The 16,232-nt window shown below is 69.5% G+C and carries 17 protein-coding genes; 3 read left to right on the top strand and 14 right to left on the bottom strand.

The window, feature by feature from the left end; all coding sequences use genetic code 11:
* The first annotated feature begins 256 nt into the window (after positions 1 to 256).
* A complete protein-coding gene (locus tag ACWDUA_RS20410) occupies positions 257 to 946 on the top strand; it encodes a ComF family protein (RefSeq protein ID WP_449752827.1) in 690 nt (229 codons plus the stop codon).
* Positions 947 to 995: 49 nt separating this feature from the next.
* Here ACWDUA_RS20410 and lpqB read toward each other — a convergent pair whose 3' ends face one another.
* From lpqB to mtrA, 3 genes are read right to left on the bottom strand one after another with little or no spacing between them, the layout of a single operon-like run.
* Positions 996 to 2,747, bottom strand: a complete 1,752-nt coding sequence (gene lpqB, locus ACWDUA_RS20405) for an MtrAB system accessory lipoprotein LpqB (RefSeq protein WP_449752842.1) — start codon at positions 2,745 to 2,747, stop codon at positions 996 to 998.
* Positions 2,748 to 2,760: 13 nt separating this feature from the next.
* Positions 2,761 to 4,440: an MtrAB system histidine kinase MtrB gene (mtrB, locus tag ACWDUA_RS20400; RefSeq protein WP_449752826.1), complete on the bottom strand. Its 1,680-nt coding sequence runs from the start codon at positions 4,438 to 4,440 to the stop codon at positions 2,761 to 2,763.
* Positions 4,437 to 5,114, bottom strand: a complete 678-nt coding sequence (gene mtrA, locus ACWDUA_RS20395; protein ID WP_020792982.1) for an MtrAB system response regulator MtrA — start codon at positions 5,112 to 5,114, stop codon at positions 4,437 to 4,439. Before mtrA ends, mtrB begins: the two co-directional genes overlap by 4 nt.
* 170 nt (positions 5,115 to 5,284) lie before the next feature.
* Here mtrA and ACWDUA_RS20390 point away from each other — a divergent pair, with 170 nt between their 5' ends.
* Positions 5,285 to 5,938: a dTMP kinase gene (locus ACWDUA_RS20390; protein WP_449752825.1), complete on the top strand. Its 654-nt coding sequence runs from the start codon at positions 5,285 to 5,287 to the stop codon at positions 5,936 to 5,938.
* 65 nt (positions 5,939 to 6,003) lie between these two features.
* The gene (locus tag ACWDUA_RS20385) at positions 6,004 to 6,972 is read left to right on the top strand and encodes a hypothetical protein (RefSeq protein ID WP_449752824.1); all 969 of its coding nucleotides are present in this window, start codon (positions 6,004 to 6,006) and stop codon (positions 6,970 to 6,972) included.
* Positions 6,973 to 7,065: 93 nt separating this feature from the next.
* Here the strand turns inward: ACWDUA_RS20385 and ahcY are convergent, their stop codons facing one another.
* The 11 genes from ahcY to ACWDUA_RS20330 form a co-directional block, all read right to left on the bottom strand.
* Entirely contained in the window at positions 7,066 to 8,538 is a 1,473-nt protein-coding gene (gene ahcY / locus ACWDUA_RS20380; RefSeq protein WP_449752823.1) for an adenosylhomocysteinase, read from the bottom strand.
* 139 nt (positions 8,539 to 8,677) lie between these two features.
* Positions 8,678 to 10,204, bottom strand: a complete 1,527-nt coding sequence (locus ACWDUA_RS20375) for an amino acid permease (protein ID WP_449752822.1) — start codon at positions 10,202 to 10,204, stop codon at positions 8,678 to 8,680.
* 203 nt (positions 10,205 to 10,407) lie between these two features.
* Entirely contained in the window at positions 10,408 to 10,707 is a 300-nt protein-coding gene (locus ACWDUA_RS20370) for a WXG100 family type VII secretion target (RefSeq protein ID WP_020793342.1), read from the bottom strand.
* 112 nt (positions 10,708 to 10,819) lie between these two features.
* Entirely contained in the window at positions 10,820 to 11,146 is a 327-nt protein-coding gene (locus ACWDUA_RS20365) for a WXG100 family type VII secretion target (RefSeq protein ID WP_449752821.1), read from the bottom strand.
* A gap of 103 nt (positions 11,147 to 11,249) precedes the next feature.
* Positions 11,250 to 12,092, bottom strand: coding sequence for an ESX secretion-associated protein EspG (locus ACWDUA_RS20360; protein WP_449752820.1), 843 nt, complete (start codon positions 12,090 to 12,092; stop codon positions 11,250 to 11,252).
* The gene (locus ACWDUA_RS20355) at positions 12,089 to 13,099 is read right to left on the bottom strand and encodes a PPE domain-containing protein (protein ID WP_449752819.1); all 1,011 of its coding nucleotides are present in this window, start codon (positions 13,097 to 13,099) and stop codon (positions 12,089 to 12,091) included. Before ACWDUA_RS20355 ends, ACWDUA_RS20360 begins: the two co-directional genes overlap by 4 nt.
* A gap of 108 nt (positions 13,100 to 13,207) precedes the next feature.
* Positions 13,208 to 13,522 (bottom strand): PE domain-containing protein, encoded by a 315-nt coding sequence (locus ACWDUA_RS20350; protein WP_449752818.1) that lies wholly within the window; start codon positions 13,520 to 13,522, stop codon positions 13,208 to 13,210.
* Positions 13,523 to 13,564: 42 nt separating this feature from the next.
* The gene (locus ACWDUA_RS20345) at positions 13,565 to 14,851 is read right to left on the bottom strand and encodes a hypothetical protein (protein WP_449752841.1); all 1,287 of its coding nucleotides are present in this window, start codon (positions 14,849 to 14,851) and stop codon (positions 13,565 to 13,567) included.
* Positions 14,852 to 14,943: 92 nt separating this feature from the next.
* Positions 14,944 to 15,252, bottom strand: a complete 309-nt coding sequence (locus tag ACWDUA_RS20340; protein ID WP_449752817.1) for a type VII secretion target — start codon at positions 15,250 to 15,252, stop codon at positions 14,944 to 14,946.
* A gap of 151 nt (positions 15,253 to 15,403) precedes the next feature.
* On the bottom strand, positions 15,404 to 15,727 hold the full coding sequence (locus tag ACWDUA_RS20335; RefSeq protein ID WP_449752816.1) for a YbaB/EbfC family DNA-binding protein: 324 nt from the start codon (positions 15,725 to 15,727) through the stop codon (positions 15,404 to 15,406).
* Positions 15,728 to 15,734: 7 nt separating this feature from the next.
* Entirely contained in the window at positions 15,735 to 16,118 is a 384-nt protein-coding gene (locus tag ACWDUA_RS20330) for a hypothetical protein (RefSeq protein ID WP_449752815.1), read from the bottom strand.
* Positions 16,119 to 16,232 lie beyond the last annotated feature (114 nt).

Here is a 16,232-nt window from a genome sequence, read left to right as displayed (position 1 = left end):
ACGACCGTAGTCGGATGTTTGCCTTTCGGCCATGATTCGGCGCAGCGGGTCACATCCCGTTTCGCAGATCGGGACAAAAGCCCCTGCGCGGGGACGCCTTCGGTCCCATCACGATGGATGTTTCCTCCCCTGGCACCGCGTGTCGGAGGTCCACCATCCATCCCCGATCCACCGGTTGTCCCCAGTTCGCCGTCCGTCCCCGGGACCGCACCGCGGACCAGGCCGGCACCACCGCGCGCGCGGCACACTCGGCGCCATGTCCGCACACCGTGTGTCCGGGGTACCGAGGGCGATTGCCGCCGCCGGTGCCGACCTCGTCCTGCCCCGCACCTGCGTCGGATGCGGCGCCGCCGACACCGACTGGTGTCCGCGGTGCGCGCGGTACGTCGCCGACGCCCCGGTCGAACTGCGCCCGCGGGTCGACGTCGGTGCCACGGTGTGGGCGGCCGGCCGCTATCGGGGTCCACTGCGCCACGCCATCCTCGCGGTGAAGGAACACGGGCGCCGCGACCTGACCGGTCCGCTCGGAACCGCTCTCGCCGACACCCTGACGACCGTCGCCCGCTGGGGCGAACTGCCCGACACTCCGCGGCTGACGCTCGTCCCGGCACCCACACGCCGCGCGGCCGCCCGACGCCGAGGCGGCGATCCGGTCACCGGGATCGCCGGCGTCGCCGCCGCCAGGCTCGGTCCACGGGTGGACACCGCACCGTTGCTGTACACGGCGCCGTCCACCCGGGACTCGGCCGGGCTGTCGGCGCGGGATCGGCGTGCGAACCTCCGGGGCGGCATCCGGATGCGAACCCACCATCCGCGAACCGCACGGATGGTGGCGGTCCTCGTCGACGACGTGCTCACCACGGGCGCCACCGCCGCCGAGTCGGTGCGGGTCCTGCGACATGCGGACATCGACGTCGTGGCGGTCGTGGTACTGGCCGGGGCGTGAGGCCCACCATGCCTCGGTGACACCCGCGGTCGGGCTCGATCCCGATCGCTCAGGGGATGACCGGGATGGTGCCCGGGGTCATCGCCGGTTCGACCTCGGTCCAGTACTCGTCGGCCTGCCCGTTGCTGCTGCCCAACCGGAGCACCCCACGCTGGTCGGAGATGTAGACCGTGGTGGGGTTCGCCACCACCGCGGTGACCGGCGGCGACACGTTGCCGCTGAGCAGCCCCACCGCAGGGGTGCCGTTGATCGACAACTGCACCACCGGCGAGTCCCAGCTCTCCCGGGCGATCATCAGCGTTGTCGGCGACGCCCAGTCCAGAGACACCGCGCGGCTGCCGATGTTGTACGCGGCGATCCGCGGGTGGGCCAGGGTCAACCGTCCGTCGGCGTTGGTCGCGAGCACGGCGAACACCACCTGACCGCCGACGATCAGTCCCACGCGCACCCCGTCCGGGGCGACCTGCAGGTCGGTGATCGAGCCGCGCACCAGCGCGTTCACCTGCCCCGGATCGATCTCGGCGATTCGGGGTTCACCCGTCTCGTCGTCGCGAACCCACTGGATCGGTTTGCCGTCGACCACCGCCCACACGACATCCGACCCCGGCCCGAACGACGGTCTGGTCACCGTCAGCCCGGACGCGATCGGCGCCGTCGCCGACCCGTAGTCGCCGACCGTGAGGTTCAGCCGCGGGTCGGCTCCCTCCCCGGCCAGGACCGCCGCAACCTTTCTCCCGTCGGCCGACAACGCCGCCGACCGCACCAGGCGACTTGTCCCGAGCGGACCACCCACCGCCACCGTCCCGGTGTCGGTGACCTTCAGCAGCGCCCCATCCCGGATGACGTTGAGTCCGACATCGGTGGCCGGCATCACGGTCGGATCGAACGACCGCACGTCGGCGGTCTGCCAACCGCTGGCCCGGTCGGCGAGCAGCGGGGCACCGTCGGCGTTGATCACATACGGGCCGCCGATGTCGGCGCCGTTGAGCGTCCAGATGATCTGCGCGGCCAGCACAGTCCGATCGCGCACCGACAGATTCCCGATCCCGACCAGCTCGATCCGTACGCCACCGTTCGCACCCGGGGTCACCGGACCACGCAGGGACGCCCCGGTTGGCAGGGCCGAGTCGACGGCCGATGCGAGGTCGGCGGCGGGACCGGCGAGCAGCACCCCGACCAGCGTCGTCGCGTCAGAGTCGAGACCGAAGTACAACCACCGTGGGTCGGGCACGAGGTGTGATCGGGTGCGGTCGGTGAAGTACGCCGACACCGCACGATGGGTGACCTCGAACTGGGTGCGGTCGATCATGGTGCGCTCGGGCAAGGTGCCGTCGATCCGCCACTGCCGGCCCACCTTCGACAGCGTCACCGTGGTCTCCACCCGACCGGTGGCCGGGGTCAGCTGTCCGTCGCTCATCAGCACGCCCACGTTGTCGCCGACCAGGCGCATGCGCACGCTGTTCTCGCTGCGCTGGTCGACGTAGGTGTTGATCTCGTCGAGGATCAGCGCGGCCCCCCGGTCGTCCCACTGCCCGGCGGCCGAGGTGGTCAGGAACTTCCGGGCCGCGGCATGACCGTCCGCGGGTGCCGCGGTCGCCTTCAGGAACGCCCGGACAAGGGCCTCCGGATCCATGTCCGCCTGCGGTTCCGGTACCGAATCCGACGGTCCCTGACGCGCGAAGGAACTGATCGGCTGCGGCGAGGAACTGGTCGGGACTCCCCCGCATGCGGTGAGAAGCGCCAGCACCAGACCGATGATCACCATCGCCGCCGATCGGCGGTACACCCCACCGCCGCGCATGCCGTTCGCCGGCTCACTCATCGCCGGTCGCTCCCTCACCGACGCGACCGGAGGTCTTGGTCGTCGACCGGGACGCCGGCTTGGCCGCCCCGACCGGTTTCAGCGGCAGCGGGCTGCCCAGTACCTTGTGCCCGCGCACCAGCGGCAACGTCAGCCGGAAGCAGGCACCCTGGCCGGGTTCGCCCCATGCCTCCAGGCGTCCCTGGTGCAACCGCGCGTCCTCGATGCTGATCGCCAGCCCCAGTCCGGTACCACCCGATCGTCGGAATCGCGACGGGTCCGACCGCCAGAATCGGTTGAAGACGAGCTTCTCCTCACCCGGCCGGAGGCCGATCCCCTGGTCACGGACGGTGATCGCGACCGCGTCGCCGTCGGATCGCATGCTCAGGGTGACCGGGTTTCGTTCGCCGTGGTCGATCGCATTGGCGAGCAGGTTCCGCAGGATACGTTCGACGCGGCGCGGGTCGATCTCGGCCAGCACCGGCTCGGCGGGCAGATCCAGGATCAGTTCGGTCCCGGTCTCCTCCGCCAGGTGGGAGACGGTGGCCAGGGCGGCGTCGATCGGGATGGCCATGTCCATCCGTTCGGCGGCGAGCTCGGCCATACCCGCGTCGTGCCGGGAGATCTCGAGCAGTTCGTTCAGCAGCGTCTCGAACCGGTCGAGTTCCTTGTCGAGCAGTTCCACCGACCGGCGGCGGATCGGGTCGAGCTCGTCGCGGCCGTCGTAGAGCACATCGCTGGCCATCCGGACAGTGGTCAGCGGGGTGCGCAGCTCGTGGCTGACGTCGGAGGTGAACTGGCGTTGCAGCCCACCGAACTCCTCGAGGTGGGTGATCTGTTTGGACAGGCTCTCGGCCATGTCGTTGAACGACATCGCCAGCCGCGCCATGTCGTCCTCGCCGCGCACCGGCATGCGTTCGTTGAGCCGGCCGTCGGCGAACCGGACCGCGATTCGCGACGCCGACCGCACCGGCAGGACCACCTGCCGCGACACCAGCCACGCGATCGCCATCAGCAGGCCGAGCAACACCACACCACCGGTCAACAGGGTGCCGCGGACCAGGTCCACGGTGTTCTGTTCACCCGCCAGCGGGAACACCAGATACAACTCGAGGCCGGGCACGGTGGAGTTGGTGGGGGTCCCGACGATCAGCGCCGGTCCGCTGCCACCGGAACCGTTGGGGACCGACGCGTACTGATAGGCGATCTGCCCGCCCTGCACCATGTCTCGCAGTGGCTGTGGGATCTCCGACACCGGGCCGACCCCGGTGTCCTCACCGTCTCGATTGTTCACCGGCACCATCAGGACGATGTCGAAGCTGCCCACGGTGCCGGCGTTCTGGCCGCTGTCGACATCCCGGTCGGTCAGGGTCGACCGTGTCTGCCGCAGACGGTTCTGGATCGACATGTTGCTGTCACCACTGGCCAGATCGCGTTCCACCGCGATCCGCGCGCGATCGATCTCCTCGGTTGCCGCGGTCAGTTTCGCGTCGAGCAGCCGGTCGGTGATCTGACTCATCAGCACGAAGCCGAGGATCAACAGGACCACCACCGACAGCACCAACGTCGACACCACGACACGCAGCTGCAGCGAACGTCGCCAGATATGACCGAAGACCGCGCCGATGCCGGTCGCGGTCCGGGTCAGACGTCCGATGGTGCCGTTGACGCGCCGTCGGGTGCGACCGATCACGGCGGGCCGGCCTTGTAGCCGACCCCCCTCACCGTGAGAACGACCTCCGGATTCTCCGGGTCGGTCTCGACCTTGGCGCGCAGACGCTGTACGTGCACGTTGACCAGCCGGGTGTCGGCGGGATGCCGGTAACCCCAGACCTGTTCCAGCAGTACGTCACGGGTGAACACCTGACGCGGCTTGCGGGCCAGTGCCACCAGCAGGTCGAACTCGAGCGGGGTCAGCGAGATCGGCACACCGTCGCGGGTGACCTTGTGCGCAGGCACATCGATCTCCACCGGACCGATGGAGAGGAGTTCGGCCGGCTCCTCGTCGGTGCGACGCAGCCGGGCACGTACGCGCGCCACCAGTTCTTTCGGCTTGAACGGCTTGACCATGTAGTCGTCGGCGCCGGACTCCAGACCCAGGACGACGTCGACGGTGTCGGACTTCGCGGTCAGCATGACGATCGGCACACCCGAGTCCGCACGCAACACACGACAGACGTCGATGCCGTTCATCCCGGGCAGCATCAGATCGAGCAACACCAGGTCGGGGCGGATCTCGCGCACCGCGGTGAGTGCCTGTGTCCCGTCGCCGACGACGAAGGGTTCGAACCCCTCGCCCTTCAGCACGATCGTCAGCATCTCGGCGAGCGCGGCATCATCATCGACGACGAGGATCCGTGGCTTCATGCCCCCAATGGTGACACTTCCGTGACCGCGGCGTGGTGACCGACGCGCCGGACTGTGGATCACCGCAGGTCGAAGCCGGTCTGTGGACACCGTCGAGTCGGCGGCCGCGCCGACGCCACGATGGGGAACAATCGGCACACGACACACCGACGAGATGCGAGGAGGACCGTGTGGGCCGGTTGATAGCGGTCGAGGGGATCGACGGCGCAGGCAAGAACACCCTCGTGACCGGGCTCGTCGACCACTGGCGGACCGCGGGTCTGCAGGTGGCCACCTTCGCGTTCCCGCGGTACGGACGGACGATCTTCGCCGACGTCGCATCGGAGGCCCTGCACGGCGAACACGGCGACCTACGCGAGAGCGTGTACGCGATGGCGCTGCTGTTCGCCCTCGATCGCTCTGCCACCGCAGCCGAACTGCGGTCGGCGATCGGCGGCAACGACGTCGTCATCGTCGACCGCTATGTGGCCTCCAATGCCGCCTACAGTGCCGCCCGCCTGGGTGAGGACACCGACGGCGCCGTGGTGAGGTGGGTGCACGATCTCGAGTTCGGCCGGTTCGGCCTGCCCGTCCCCGATCGTCACCTGCTGCTCGGCGTACCCGCAGAGGTCGCTATGGCGCGGGCCCGTTCGCGGGCGTCGACCGATCCGGGACGCGCCCGCGACCACTACGAGCGCGACGACGACCTGCAGGTCCGTGTCGACGCCGGCTACCGCAGCCTGGCCGCGACCGGCTGGATGTCACCGTGGACGCAAGCCGTCGACCAGGCACCCGCCGACCTCGCCGACGACCTGCTCGCGCCGGCGGCCGAATCGAGCGAATGACCCTGCCCGACCACCTGCATCTGCTCCGCTAGCCTGGATCTCATCGAACATCGCGAGGACGTCCCATGACCCAACCGCCCGCCGGCGGTCCGCCCCAGCAGTGGGGGCCGAACCCCGGTCAGATGCCGACGCGTGTGATGGGAACCCACCGGGCGCCCCCGTCCGGACAGGACGCGCCTGCGCCGTATCCGCAGGTACCGCAGGAATATCCGCAACCGGCCAGTCCGCCGGCACCTGATCCCCGGCAGCCGATGTCCCAGCTGCCGGTTCCGCCACAGCAGGCGCCTCGACCACCGATGCAGCCGCACCCGCAGCCCTCTCCCCATGCACCCATCCCCCCGCAGGCCGGACCGGGATACGGCCCGCAGATCCCGGTCGGCGGTCTCCCGGTCGGCGTGGGACCCGGGGGTATGGGCCCGGGTGGCATGGGCCCGGGTGGCATGGGCCCGGGCCACCCCCCGCCGGGGGGTCCGCGCCGCAACTGGGGGGCGATCACCGCGATATCCCTCGGCGTCGTCGCCGTCCTCGCCATCGCCGCCCTCGCGATCACGCTCATCGTGCAGAACACCGGCAACGACACGACCGTCGCGACCGGTATCGGATCGACCACACCGGGCACCGGGACCGGACCCACCGGATCGAACCCCACCGGATCGAACCCCACCGGATCGAACCCCACATCGGGCGAGGCGACCGCACCGACCACGGGCGACCCCACCGTCGCGTACGCCGTGGCCGAGGCGATGCAGCGCTACCTCGATGCGTTGAACGCACGGGACCTGACCCGGATGCGAAGCGCGGTGTGCAGCGAGGTCCGCGACGAGGTGCCGTCCCCCTCGAACAACGGCGGCACCATCGTCCTCGACCGGCTCGCGCTGCGATCGGTCACCGGCGACGTCGCGACGTCGGACGTGGTCATTCACACCGAGGTCGGATCACAGAGTTCCGCACCCGATACGAAACAGGCGTCCTTTCGGCTTGAACAGGGCACCTGGTTCTACTGCCCGGGCACCGAGGCCGACATCGGAATCTAGGGACACCGGAGTCCGACCGACCTCGACGACACGGACACGAGCGGGCCCCGGCGACGGCCGTCGCCGGGGCCCGCTCGTCGGGTCGACTCTCGCTCAGTAGCGGTAGTGCTCGGGCTTGTAGGGGCCCTCGACGTCGACGTTGATGTACTCGGCCTGCTCCTTGGTGAGCTTGGTCAACGTGCCACCGAGAGCCTCGACATGGATACGCGCAACCTTCTCGTCCAGGTGCTTGGGCAGGCGGTAGACCTCGTTGTCGTATTCCTCGTTCTTGGTCCACAGCTCGATCTGGGCGATGACCTGGTTGGAGAAGCTGTTGCTCATCACGAACGACGGGTGACCGGTCGCGTTGCCCAGGTTCAGCAGACGTCCCTCGCTGAGCACGATGATCGAGCGACCGTCGGCGAAGGTCCACTGGTCGACCTGCGGCTTGATGTTGAGGCGGGTGGCACCGGAACGCTCGAGGCCGGCCATGTCGATCTCGTTGTCGAAGTGGCCGATGTTGCCGAGGATGGCCTGGTTCTTCATCTTCTCCATGTGCTCGAGAAGGATGATGTCCTTGTTGCCGGTGGAGGTGACGACGATGTCGGCGTTGCCGATCGCCTCCTCGACGGTGACCACGTCGAAGCCGTCCATCAGCGCCTGCAGCGCGTTGATCGGGTCGATCTCGGTGACCTGGACGCGGGCGCCCTGGCCGGCCAGCGACTCCGCGCAGCCCTTGCCCACGTCGCCATAGCCACAGATCAGCACCTTCTTGCCACCGATCAGGACGTCGGTGCCGCGGTTGATGCCGTCGACCAGCGAGTGGCGGGTGCCGTACTTGTTGTCGAACTTGCTCTTGGTGACCGAGTCGTTGACGTTGATCGCCGGGAACACCAGCTCACCGGCCGCAGCGAACTGGTACAGGCGCAGGACACCGGTGGTGGTCTCCTCGGTGACGCCCTGGACCGACTCGGCGATGGTCGACCACTTCTTGGCGTCGGTCTCGAACGACGCGCGCAACAGTTCCAGGAACACCTTGTACTCGGCCGAGTCGTTCTCGTCGGCCGGCGGAACCACACCCGCCTTCTCGAACTGCGCCCCGCGCAGGACCAGCATGGTCGCGTCGCCGCCGTCGTCGAGAATCATGTTGGCCGGTTCGCCGGGCCAGGTGAGCATCTGCTCGGCCGCCCACCAGTACTCCTCCAGGGACTCGCCCTTCCAGGCGAACACCGGGACGCCCTGTGGCTCCTCGGGCGTGCCGTGCGGGCCGACGACGATCGCGGCCGCGGCATGATCCTGGGTGGAGAAGATATTGCATGAGGCCCAGCGGACCTCGGCGCCGAGTGCCACCAGGGTCTCGATCAGGACTGCGGTCTGCACGGTCATGTGCAGCGAACCGGACACGCGGGCCCCCTTGAGCGGCAGCACCTCTGCGTATTCGCGGCGCAGGGCCATCAGACCGGGCATCTCGTGCTCGGCCAGCGAGATCTCCTTGCGGCCGAACTCGGCCAGGGAGAGATCGGCGACCTTGAAGTCGATCCCGTTGCGCGTGTCTGCCGTAGGTGCGTCGTTGGGCACCGTGGTCATGTGTTCCCCTTTGTGTGTCGGTCGAACTCTGGTCGAGAGAACTGCAGTGGAGTCGTGCACCGTCGCGCAGGTGGGCGCGTGGGGGCGTGGCGACGCCATGGATCCGCAGACCAGGCTATCCGACCTTCAGTTCACGACGTCAGTGGTCTCCGGACGCACCGCCGACCGCACCGACCGGGTCCGGGATCTCGCCACGCTCGCGGCGCCCGACCATCGAGTGCCGCATCCCGTAGAGGAAGTAGACCGCGACGCCGATGATCATCCAGATCACGAAACGCAGCCAGGTCAGTGCGGTGAGGTTCAGCATCAGCCACAGGCATGCCGCGATCGCGAGCACCGGGATGATCGGCCCGCCCGGGACGGTGAACCCGCGTTGCAGGTCGGGGCGACGGCGGCGAAGGATCATCACGCCGCCGGCCACCACAATGAACGCGAAGAGGGTGCCCACGTTGACCATCTCCTCGAGGCGGTCGATCGGGAAGAATCCGGCGACCACTGCGACGACCACACCGATCAGCGCGGTCAGCCGGATCGGGGTACCGAAGCGGGGGCTCGTCGCGGCCAGGCCCCGCGGCAGGAGACCGTCGCGGCACATGGCGAACAACACCCGGGACTGGCCGAGCACGAGCACCATGACCACGGTGGTGAGTCCTGCCAGCGCACCGATCGCGATGATCTTCTCCGCCCAGGTCACCCCGTTGAGGGCGAATGCGGTGGCGAGGTTCTTCGGTTTCCCGTCACCGGCGCTGGTGGCGAGCTGGGTGTAGCTGACCATGCCGGTCACGACGATGGTCACCAGCACGTAGAGCACTGTGACGATGGCCAGCGAGCCCAGGATGCCGCGTGGTACGTCCTTGCGCGGGTTCCGGGTCTCCTCCGCGGTGGTGGCGACCACGTCGAAACCGATGAAGGCGAAGAACACGATCGAGGCGGCCGCGAGTACGCCGTACCAGCCGTAGGAGCTGTCACCACCACCGGTGATCAGGGAGAACAGCGAGGAGTCGACGGACTTCTCGATCCCGGCGCCCTTCTCCGCCGGCGGGATGAACGGGCTGTAGTTGCTCGACTTCACGTAGAAGAAGCCCACCACGATCACCAACAGCACCACGCCCACCTTGATCGCGGTGATCACCGCACTGAACCGCGACGACAGTTTGGTTCCCAGGGCGAGCAGAACCGCGACCACGGCGATGATGACGATCGCCCCCCAGTCGATCGTCCGGGAACCGACCTCGACTGTCCCGCCGCCGAAGCCGAAGACGCTGCCCAGATAGGACGACCACCCCTTGGCCACGACCGCGGCGCCGACCGCGAACTCGAGGATGAGATCCCAACCGAGAATCCAGGCCAGGAACTCACCGAAGGTGGCGTAACCGAAGGTGTATGCCGACCCGGCGACCGGGACAGTGGATGCGAACTCGGCGTAGCAGAGGGCGGCGAGCGCGCAGGCGATGGCGGCCATCACGAACGCGAGGGAGATGGCCGGACCGGCCTTGTTGCCCGCGGTGGTCGCGGTGACGGTGAAGATACCGGCTCCGATGACCACCGAGACACCGAAGACCATGAGATCCCACGAGGTCAGGTTCTTCCGAAGTCGGTGTCCCGGTTCGTCGGTGTCCGCCATCGACTGCTCGATGGACTTTGTCCGGGTCAGCGCATTGGCCACGGTCCCAGCTCCTCCTCCGACATCGGCTCCATCCCTGAGGACGGCCCGCACGAGTTGTGTGGTGGCGACGTTAGTCCTTCGGTACAGCGCAGGAGGCGGAACCGGCACGCAGCGCGTGTCGGTTCCACGGGCCCCGGTTCGGCGGGTCGGCGACCCACCGAACCGGGGCCCGGGTCACCCGGATCTCGCAGCCGGAACCGAACTCACGCGCCGGAGAACCGTCGCGCGATCATCGAGTCGGTCTCGTGCATGACGTTGCGGGCGTTGCCGACTCCGCGGCCGAGTCCGACGAGCTGTTCGCGGGACTGGGCGAACACCTGATCCCAATGCTGTTGGGCCTGCTCGTAGGCCGACTTGGCGGCCGGCGACCGCCAGTTGCCGTCGAGCGCGGCGACCTGTCGTTTGAGTTGCGCGGCAAGGTCTTCGAGCCGCTGGAATTGATTGTTGAGTCCGCCCTGCAGATCGCCGAGTGCGGCGAAGTCGTACTGGATTCTCCCGGACATGTCCGTCCTTCCGGTCGGTGGTGTGTTGGTCATGGCGACCACCGGCGACGACGTGCCGGTGGATGTGGTCGCGGGGTCGTGACGTGAACGCCTCGCGGCGTTCCCTGCGCCCCTACAACCGCAGCGGCCCTTCGGAACCGAGGTCTACCGCGGCCATCGCGTCGTGATCCTCGTAGCCGGTGAAGCCCGTGGTCAGTTTGGTCCGGATGTCGTCGAGCGCCTGGTTGAGTGCGTTCGCCGACGAATTCCAGTCGGTGTGGGTGGCGTCGAAGGCGGTCGATGCCCGCCCGCTCCAGGTGGCCATCCCGGTCGACGCGGTGGACGCGATCTGCCGGATCACCCCCTGCATGTCGTCGACGATCTGCGACACCGTCTGTGCGGTGGCGAGACCGGATGAGACGTCGATGTCGACAGCCCCTGCAGCCCCTTCGAGATTCATGGTGCTCCTCCTGTGTTCCGGCACCGACGCAGCGATGCCCCCGAGTGACATCCGGTGCGGATGCCACTGATACCCGGTCGGTGCCCGGGCCTTCCCCGATCGGTCACGGGAACCACCGCCCGTCCGGGAGCGTCTCGACCAGCAGGCGTACCCCCTGCGCCAGCCGATGGCCGATCCCCGGTGTGAGCGTGGTCCAGCGACCACCATCGAGAGATCTACTGGGGCTGAGCACGATTCGGCCCCGCTCACCGTCGACGACGGCGAGCGCCCCACAACTCTGGGTGACGACACCCGCGCCGTGCGCGATCGCCACGATCTCGGTCCGCGCCGCCGGTGCGGTCAGGGCCGCCGCCACCCGCGTCGCATCGTCCACGCCCGCGCCGATCGTCCGCAGCACCGCAGCGGTGTCGTACCGATCGCGGCAGCGCGCCAGTCGATCGACGAGCTCGTCGGAGGGCACGCGGATGTCGGCGAAGGTCATCGGAGTCGCATCCCCGCACAGCGCTCTGATCACCGCACCGAGACCGGCGTCGTCGGTGATGTCGGGGAATCCGAGGGCAATCCGCTCTCCGGTCCGCACCGCGACCACATGTTCGTGGCCGCGGCGCGCGAGGCAGACGCGGCGTGTGCCGTCGGCACCGTAGACCCGGACGGCGAGTTCACGCTCGGGATCGGTGAGAACCCGCACGGCGGTCTGCGCCCAGTGGTCTGGGTCGTCGGCGACGAGAGCGCCGCACTGCTCGAGTTCGCGGTCGGCCGCACGGTCGGCCGCGGCCGCGCGATCCGCAGCGTCGACGGTGGGCCACAGATCGAGGACGATCGGCCACGTCGGTGTCCCGATGCGCTCGCCGAGCCGACGAAACGTCGCGACGCCGAGTTCGGCACCGAAGGTGATCGTGGGAGAGGTGTCGGCGAGGGCGCCCGCCCGGGTTCTTGTCGACGTCATCGGTTCACCTCGTCTCCCGGCAACACGAAGGTCTCGCGGAGATGGCGCGGATCGAGACCGCGGGCGCCCTCGACCACCGGTCCGTCGGCGACCGCGACCTCCGCCCACGTGATCGGCCCGCCGACACCCGGTCCGTCCGACGATTCGGGTGTGACCGTGGCCGCGACCGCCATCGGCTGCGCGCGGATGTCGTCACGCTGGGCCGATGCAATCGCCGCAGCCGGGGTCATCGGGGCGACCGGCGGCGTGATGGCGGGAGGGTGTGGCCGGGATTCGACCGGAACCGACACACGCGGCGGGTCGGTGACCGTGGATGCGGGGACGGTCGGGGTGTAGGCGCCGCGGATGGTCGGCCCGGGAGGTACGGCCACCGCCCCGAGTCCCGAGGCGGGCCGGGCCGCCGAGGTGGCCGGCGGGGACGATCCAGCCGAGGACGATCGGGTCTCCGGGGACGCTTCCGTGAACACATCCCCGGGCACCGGATGTGGTGCCCGCCAGGGTCGTGCGACCGGTTCGGCGGCCACCTCGTAGGCTTCCATCACACGGGCGGCGCGGACCCGCTGATCGTGGACGGCCCGTTCGGCGTGTGCGGCCGCGCCGGAGACGATCGGCACCACCGACGCGGCGGTGGCGGCGAGGTCGGCGAGACCGTCGACGAGAGCGATCTCGGCGGCGTTCGGCATCGCGAGCCGCGCGACGGTGACGACGGCGGCCTGCTGCTCGACGAGGACCGACGCGGTGGCGGCGTGCGCGGACATGTCGGCCAGCCAACCGCCCAGAGCGGACAGCTGCCCGAGTGTGGACTCCGCCGACTCCGACACCCATCCGGCCCCGAGATCGGACAAGACCTTTCCGTACTTGATTGCCGCCCTTTCGATCTCGGCCGACACAACCGACCATGCGATCGCCGCCTCCGCAAGTGGGACGGGTCCGGGACCGGCACCGAGATCGGTGGCCAGTCGCGCACTGGTGCGCGCGTCCCAGATGACGCCGCTGAATCCGGTCATTGCCCATTCCTCTCGTCACTCGCCGGGTGATGTCGCTGGTATCGGAGATCCGCCGCGGTGGCCGCACATGTCCGTCGTTCGAGCTGCCGTGTGCTCGCCGGCGACCGGTCAGGCCGGTGTCACGCGTAGACCACTCGCGGCGTCGGCGTCGGCGGCGCTCACGCCATGCGCCTGGTCGCGCAGCGCCGCGGCGAGGGCCCGTAGCCGCAGCACCCCACCGGTGGCGTCGGTACCGAACCCGTCCGCGACCTCGGACACGGTGTGTGCCACCGTGATCGACACCTCGTCGCGGCCGGCCGGCGGAACGTCGAGTGCCGGGGACCATCGTGCGAGTCCGGCCTCGAGGGCGTCGGCGATGGTGTCGAGTTCGGCTGCGGCATCGGCCAGCGCGTCGGGATCGATGTCGATTCTGTTGCTGCTCATGATGTCTCCTGAACGGTCGGGTTCCGGACGTGGGGGTTCGGGTCAGATCGTCGGCCCGTCGGGGCCGAGTCGGAGCCTGATGTCGGGCATGGGTTCGGGCGGGGCGTCAGTGGCGTCGTCGCCGAGCACCGGCGGCGCGACCCCGGGAGTCGCACCGACCAGGTCGCGGCCGTTGTCCTCGGTGACCAGGTAGTCCGGCACCTCGTGGTGCCCTTCACCACCGAGTCCACGTGCCGCCCCGGCGGCGGCCACCGGGGCCATCGACGCCGGGACGGGGGTCGCGGCGACCGATGCGCCACGCGCGGACGGTCCGGGCGTATAGCTCGCCGGTTCGGTGGCGCCGACGCCGCCGGGCACCGGCGTTCGCGCCGCTCCGAGCGGCGCGGTCACGCCCGCTGCCACCCCGAGAGAACCGCCACCGCCGCCCGCGGCCGCACGGACCGGCACGGTGCCCGCCCCGGTGGGAGGGCCGCCTCCCGCCCCGTCGGGATCGTCGGTGCGTGCGCGGTCCCCAGGCCGGACGAGCGTGGTCTCGTCGGCGGCGAGCATCTTCGTCATCGGCGTGACCAGCATCGACGGCAATTCGGTGGCGGTGGACACCATCGGGGCGATCGCATCGAGAACGGTGGCGGCGACGGCGAACGGTGACTGGGCGGCGGCCCCGGTGGCCGCGGTGGGGGCCGCGGTCACCGGAACCGGCACACCGTTGACGGTCATGTGGGTGGTCGGGGCAAGGAGTTGGGCGCGGGTCACCGCGACCGCAGCGGTCGCCTCCGACAGCCCCTCGGCGGCGAACCCGGTCACCAGCGGCAATCCCGCCCCGCTCGGGATGAGCGGTACGGCTGCCAGCATCTTGCCGACGGTGGCCGCGAGGATGGCCTGGACCGCGGCGAGCCCGGCGGCGACGATCCCCGCGGCGGTCTGGATGTCGAAGGAGATGCCGGTGCCCTGCGCCGACAACTGGCCGCTGTTGACACTCGCCTCGCCGGTCTTGGCGGCCGCCGCGATCGAACTCTGTCCCACCCACAGAGTGTCGGCGAGTTCGAGGGCGCTCTGCGCCATCGTCATCGAGGTCTCGAGCACCGTGGACAGACCGTCGAACACCATCGTCGGGTCGAAATCGGCCGTCGCGAGGTCACCGGTGCCGAACCCGCCGAGCAGATCGGTGATCGGCTTGACCAACAACCCCAGGTCCACGGTCGGCAGCGGCGGCAGGCCGGGAAGTGGTGGCAGCGGAGGGATCTCGGGCAGACCCGGCAGCCCGAGACCGACGAGGACGTCGGCCACCGGGCGATCCAGGATCGGCCCGAGCGGGGTCGCCGCGATCATGTCGTTCACCGATATCTCGCTCAGCGCAGGCAGTTGCGACCCCACACCCACGTCCGACACCGCCCCCGTGTCGGGTACGGCCCCCACCCCTGTCACAGCATCTCCCGCAGCGTCGCGGCGGAGTCGCCGTCGACCGACTCGAGGTCGGCGAGACCGAGGACGGCCTCGGCGGCGGTCGCCGCGTGCACCGCGGCCAGGCTCCCGACCGAGCCCAGATGTGCGGCCTGGGCGGCGATGAACGCCGCCAGGAATTCCTGGCCGATCAGCCCGAACACCGGAACCATGGCCAGGGTGTTCGCCGCCGCGTTCACCGATCCGGCTGTGGTCACGGCGGTCCCGATCGCAGCATTGGTGGCCGCGAAACCCTGCAGGACCTCCGGTGTCACCGACACATCACCCACGATTGCCCCCTCGATCTGTGTGTCCTCGTGTTCTCATTGCGTCTCACACCGACCGGGACCCCCACCGACCGGCCCCCACCCGACAGACCCCCTGTCGCCGACCGCGCCTGTCACGGACTCGTCCCGGCGACGCCCCCGGCCTCCGGCGCGCTCATCCGTCCGGTCGCGTCCCGACGAGTTCGGTGAACGAGTCGGTGAAGTCCTCGGTGAGCGCGGCCCGGGCGGCAAACGCGCGTTGCGCGGCGAGAGCTGCGGTGGTCACGACGGTCTCGCCGAGGCGCGTCCCGCCGAGCCGATCCATCCCGTCGGCCAGCCACAGTCCGAGCAGCGCACCGTTGCCGTCCACCTCGATGGTCACCGTGTCATCGGCCGAGGTCTCCCGGACCCGGATACGCGCCAGCTGCTCACCGAACTCACGGAGGCGGCCCAGTTGCGCTGCGGCCCGCGCCTCGAGTTCGTCCATCGGCCAGGTCATCTGGGCCTCACAGCGATCTGAGCCACGACTCGGGTGCGGACACCTCGTCGTCGTCGCGGAGTTCTTCGGCCGCGAGATCGTCCGGGCGTGGCAGTCCCATCAGGTCGACGGTGTCCCGCGCGATCCCCGCTCCGATCAGCTCGGAACGCAGGCGGATGCCTGCCGCCATCGCCGACTGCCGGCACAGGCGCAGGATCTCTTCGGCGAGCAGCGTCGGCCCCTTGGCGAGTTCCGCGTCGTCGATGCGCACCGCCAGCGGCAGCCCCTGCCCGGTGGTGATCACCGACAGCCGGCCCGAGCGTGACCGCGCGGCGGACGTGCCCGACAGTCCGCAGACCTGATCCTGCGCGCGGCCACCGATTCCGTCGGTGACGATGTGGTCGTGAACCATGATCTTCCCCCTGTGAGCGTCGATCCATAAGACGCACCCCGCCCCGTTGCGGTTCCCCTGGCAACACCGGGATCTCTGCCATCCGCCCGTCCGGGACGTGTGACTCCGATCTCA

The organism is Gordonia sp. NPDC003376 (assembly GCF_053589235.1).
Note: the sequence above shows the minus strand (reverse complement) of the source record. Positions and strands in the feature narration are given on the sequence as shown.

Coding starts and splice junctions, on each gene's coding strand:
- ACWDUA_RS20365 (WP_449752821.1), bottom strand. CDS start 11,146: ATGAATCTCGAAGGGGCTGCAGGGGCTGTCGACATCGACGTCTCATCC.
- ahcY (WP_449752823.1), bottom strand. CDS start 8,538: ATGACCACGGTGCCCAACGACGCACCTACGGCAGACACGCGCAACGGG.
- ACWDUA_RS20330 (WP_449752815.1), bottom strand. CDS start 16,118: ATGGTTCACGACCACATCGTCACCGACGGAATCGGTGGCCGCGCGCAG.
- mtrA (WP_020792982.1), bottom strand. CDS start 5,114: ATGAAGCCACGGATCCTCGTCGTCGATGATGATGCCGCGCTCGCCGAG.
- ACWDUA_RS20345 (WP_449752841.1), bottom strand. CDS start 14,851: ATGATCGCGGCGACCCCGCTCGGGCCGATCCTGGATCGCCCGGTGGCC.
- ACWDUA_RS20370 (WP_020793342.1), bottom strand. CDS start 10,707: ATGTCCGGGAGAATCCAGTACGACTTCGCCGCACTCGGCGATCTGCAG.
- ACWDUA_RS20410 (WP_449752827.1), top strand. CDS start 257: ATGTCCGCACACCGTGTGTCCGGGGTACCGAGGGCGATTGCCGCCGCC.
- ACWDUA_RS20360 (WP_449752820.1), bottom strand. CDS start 12,092: ATGACGTCGACAAGAACCCGGGCGGGCGCCCTCGCCGACACCTCTCCC.
- ACWDUA_RS20355 (WP_449752819.1), bottom strand. CDS start 13,099: ATGACCGGATTCAGCGGCGTCATCTGGGACGCGCGCACCAGTGCGCGA.
- ACWDUA_RS20350 (WP_449752818.1), bottom strand. CDS start 13,522: ATGAGCAGCAACAGAATCGACATCGATCCCGACGCGCTGGCCGATGCC.
- ACWDUA_RS20335 (WP_449752816.1), bottom strand. CDS start 15,727: ATGACCTGGCCGATGGACGAACTCGAGGCGCGGGCCGCAGCGCAACTG.
- ACWDUA_RS20385 (WP_449752824.1), top strand. CDS start 6,004: ATGACCCAACCGCCCGCCGGCGGTCCGCCCCAGCAGTGGGGGCCGAAC.
- lpqB (WP_449752842.1), bottom strand. CDS start 2,747: ATGCGCGGCGGTGGGGTGTACCGCCGATCGGCGGCGATGGTGATCATC.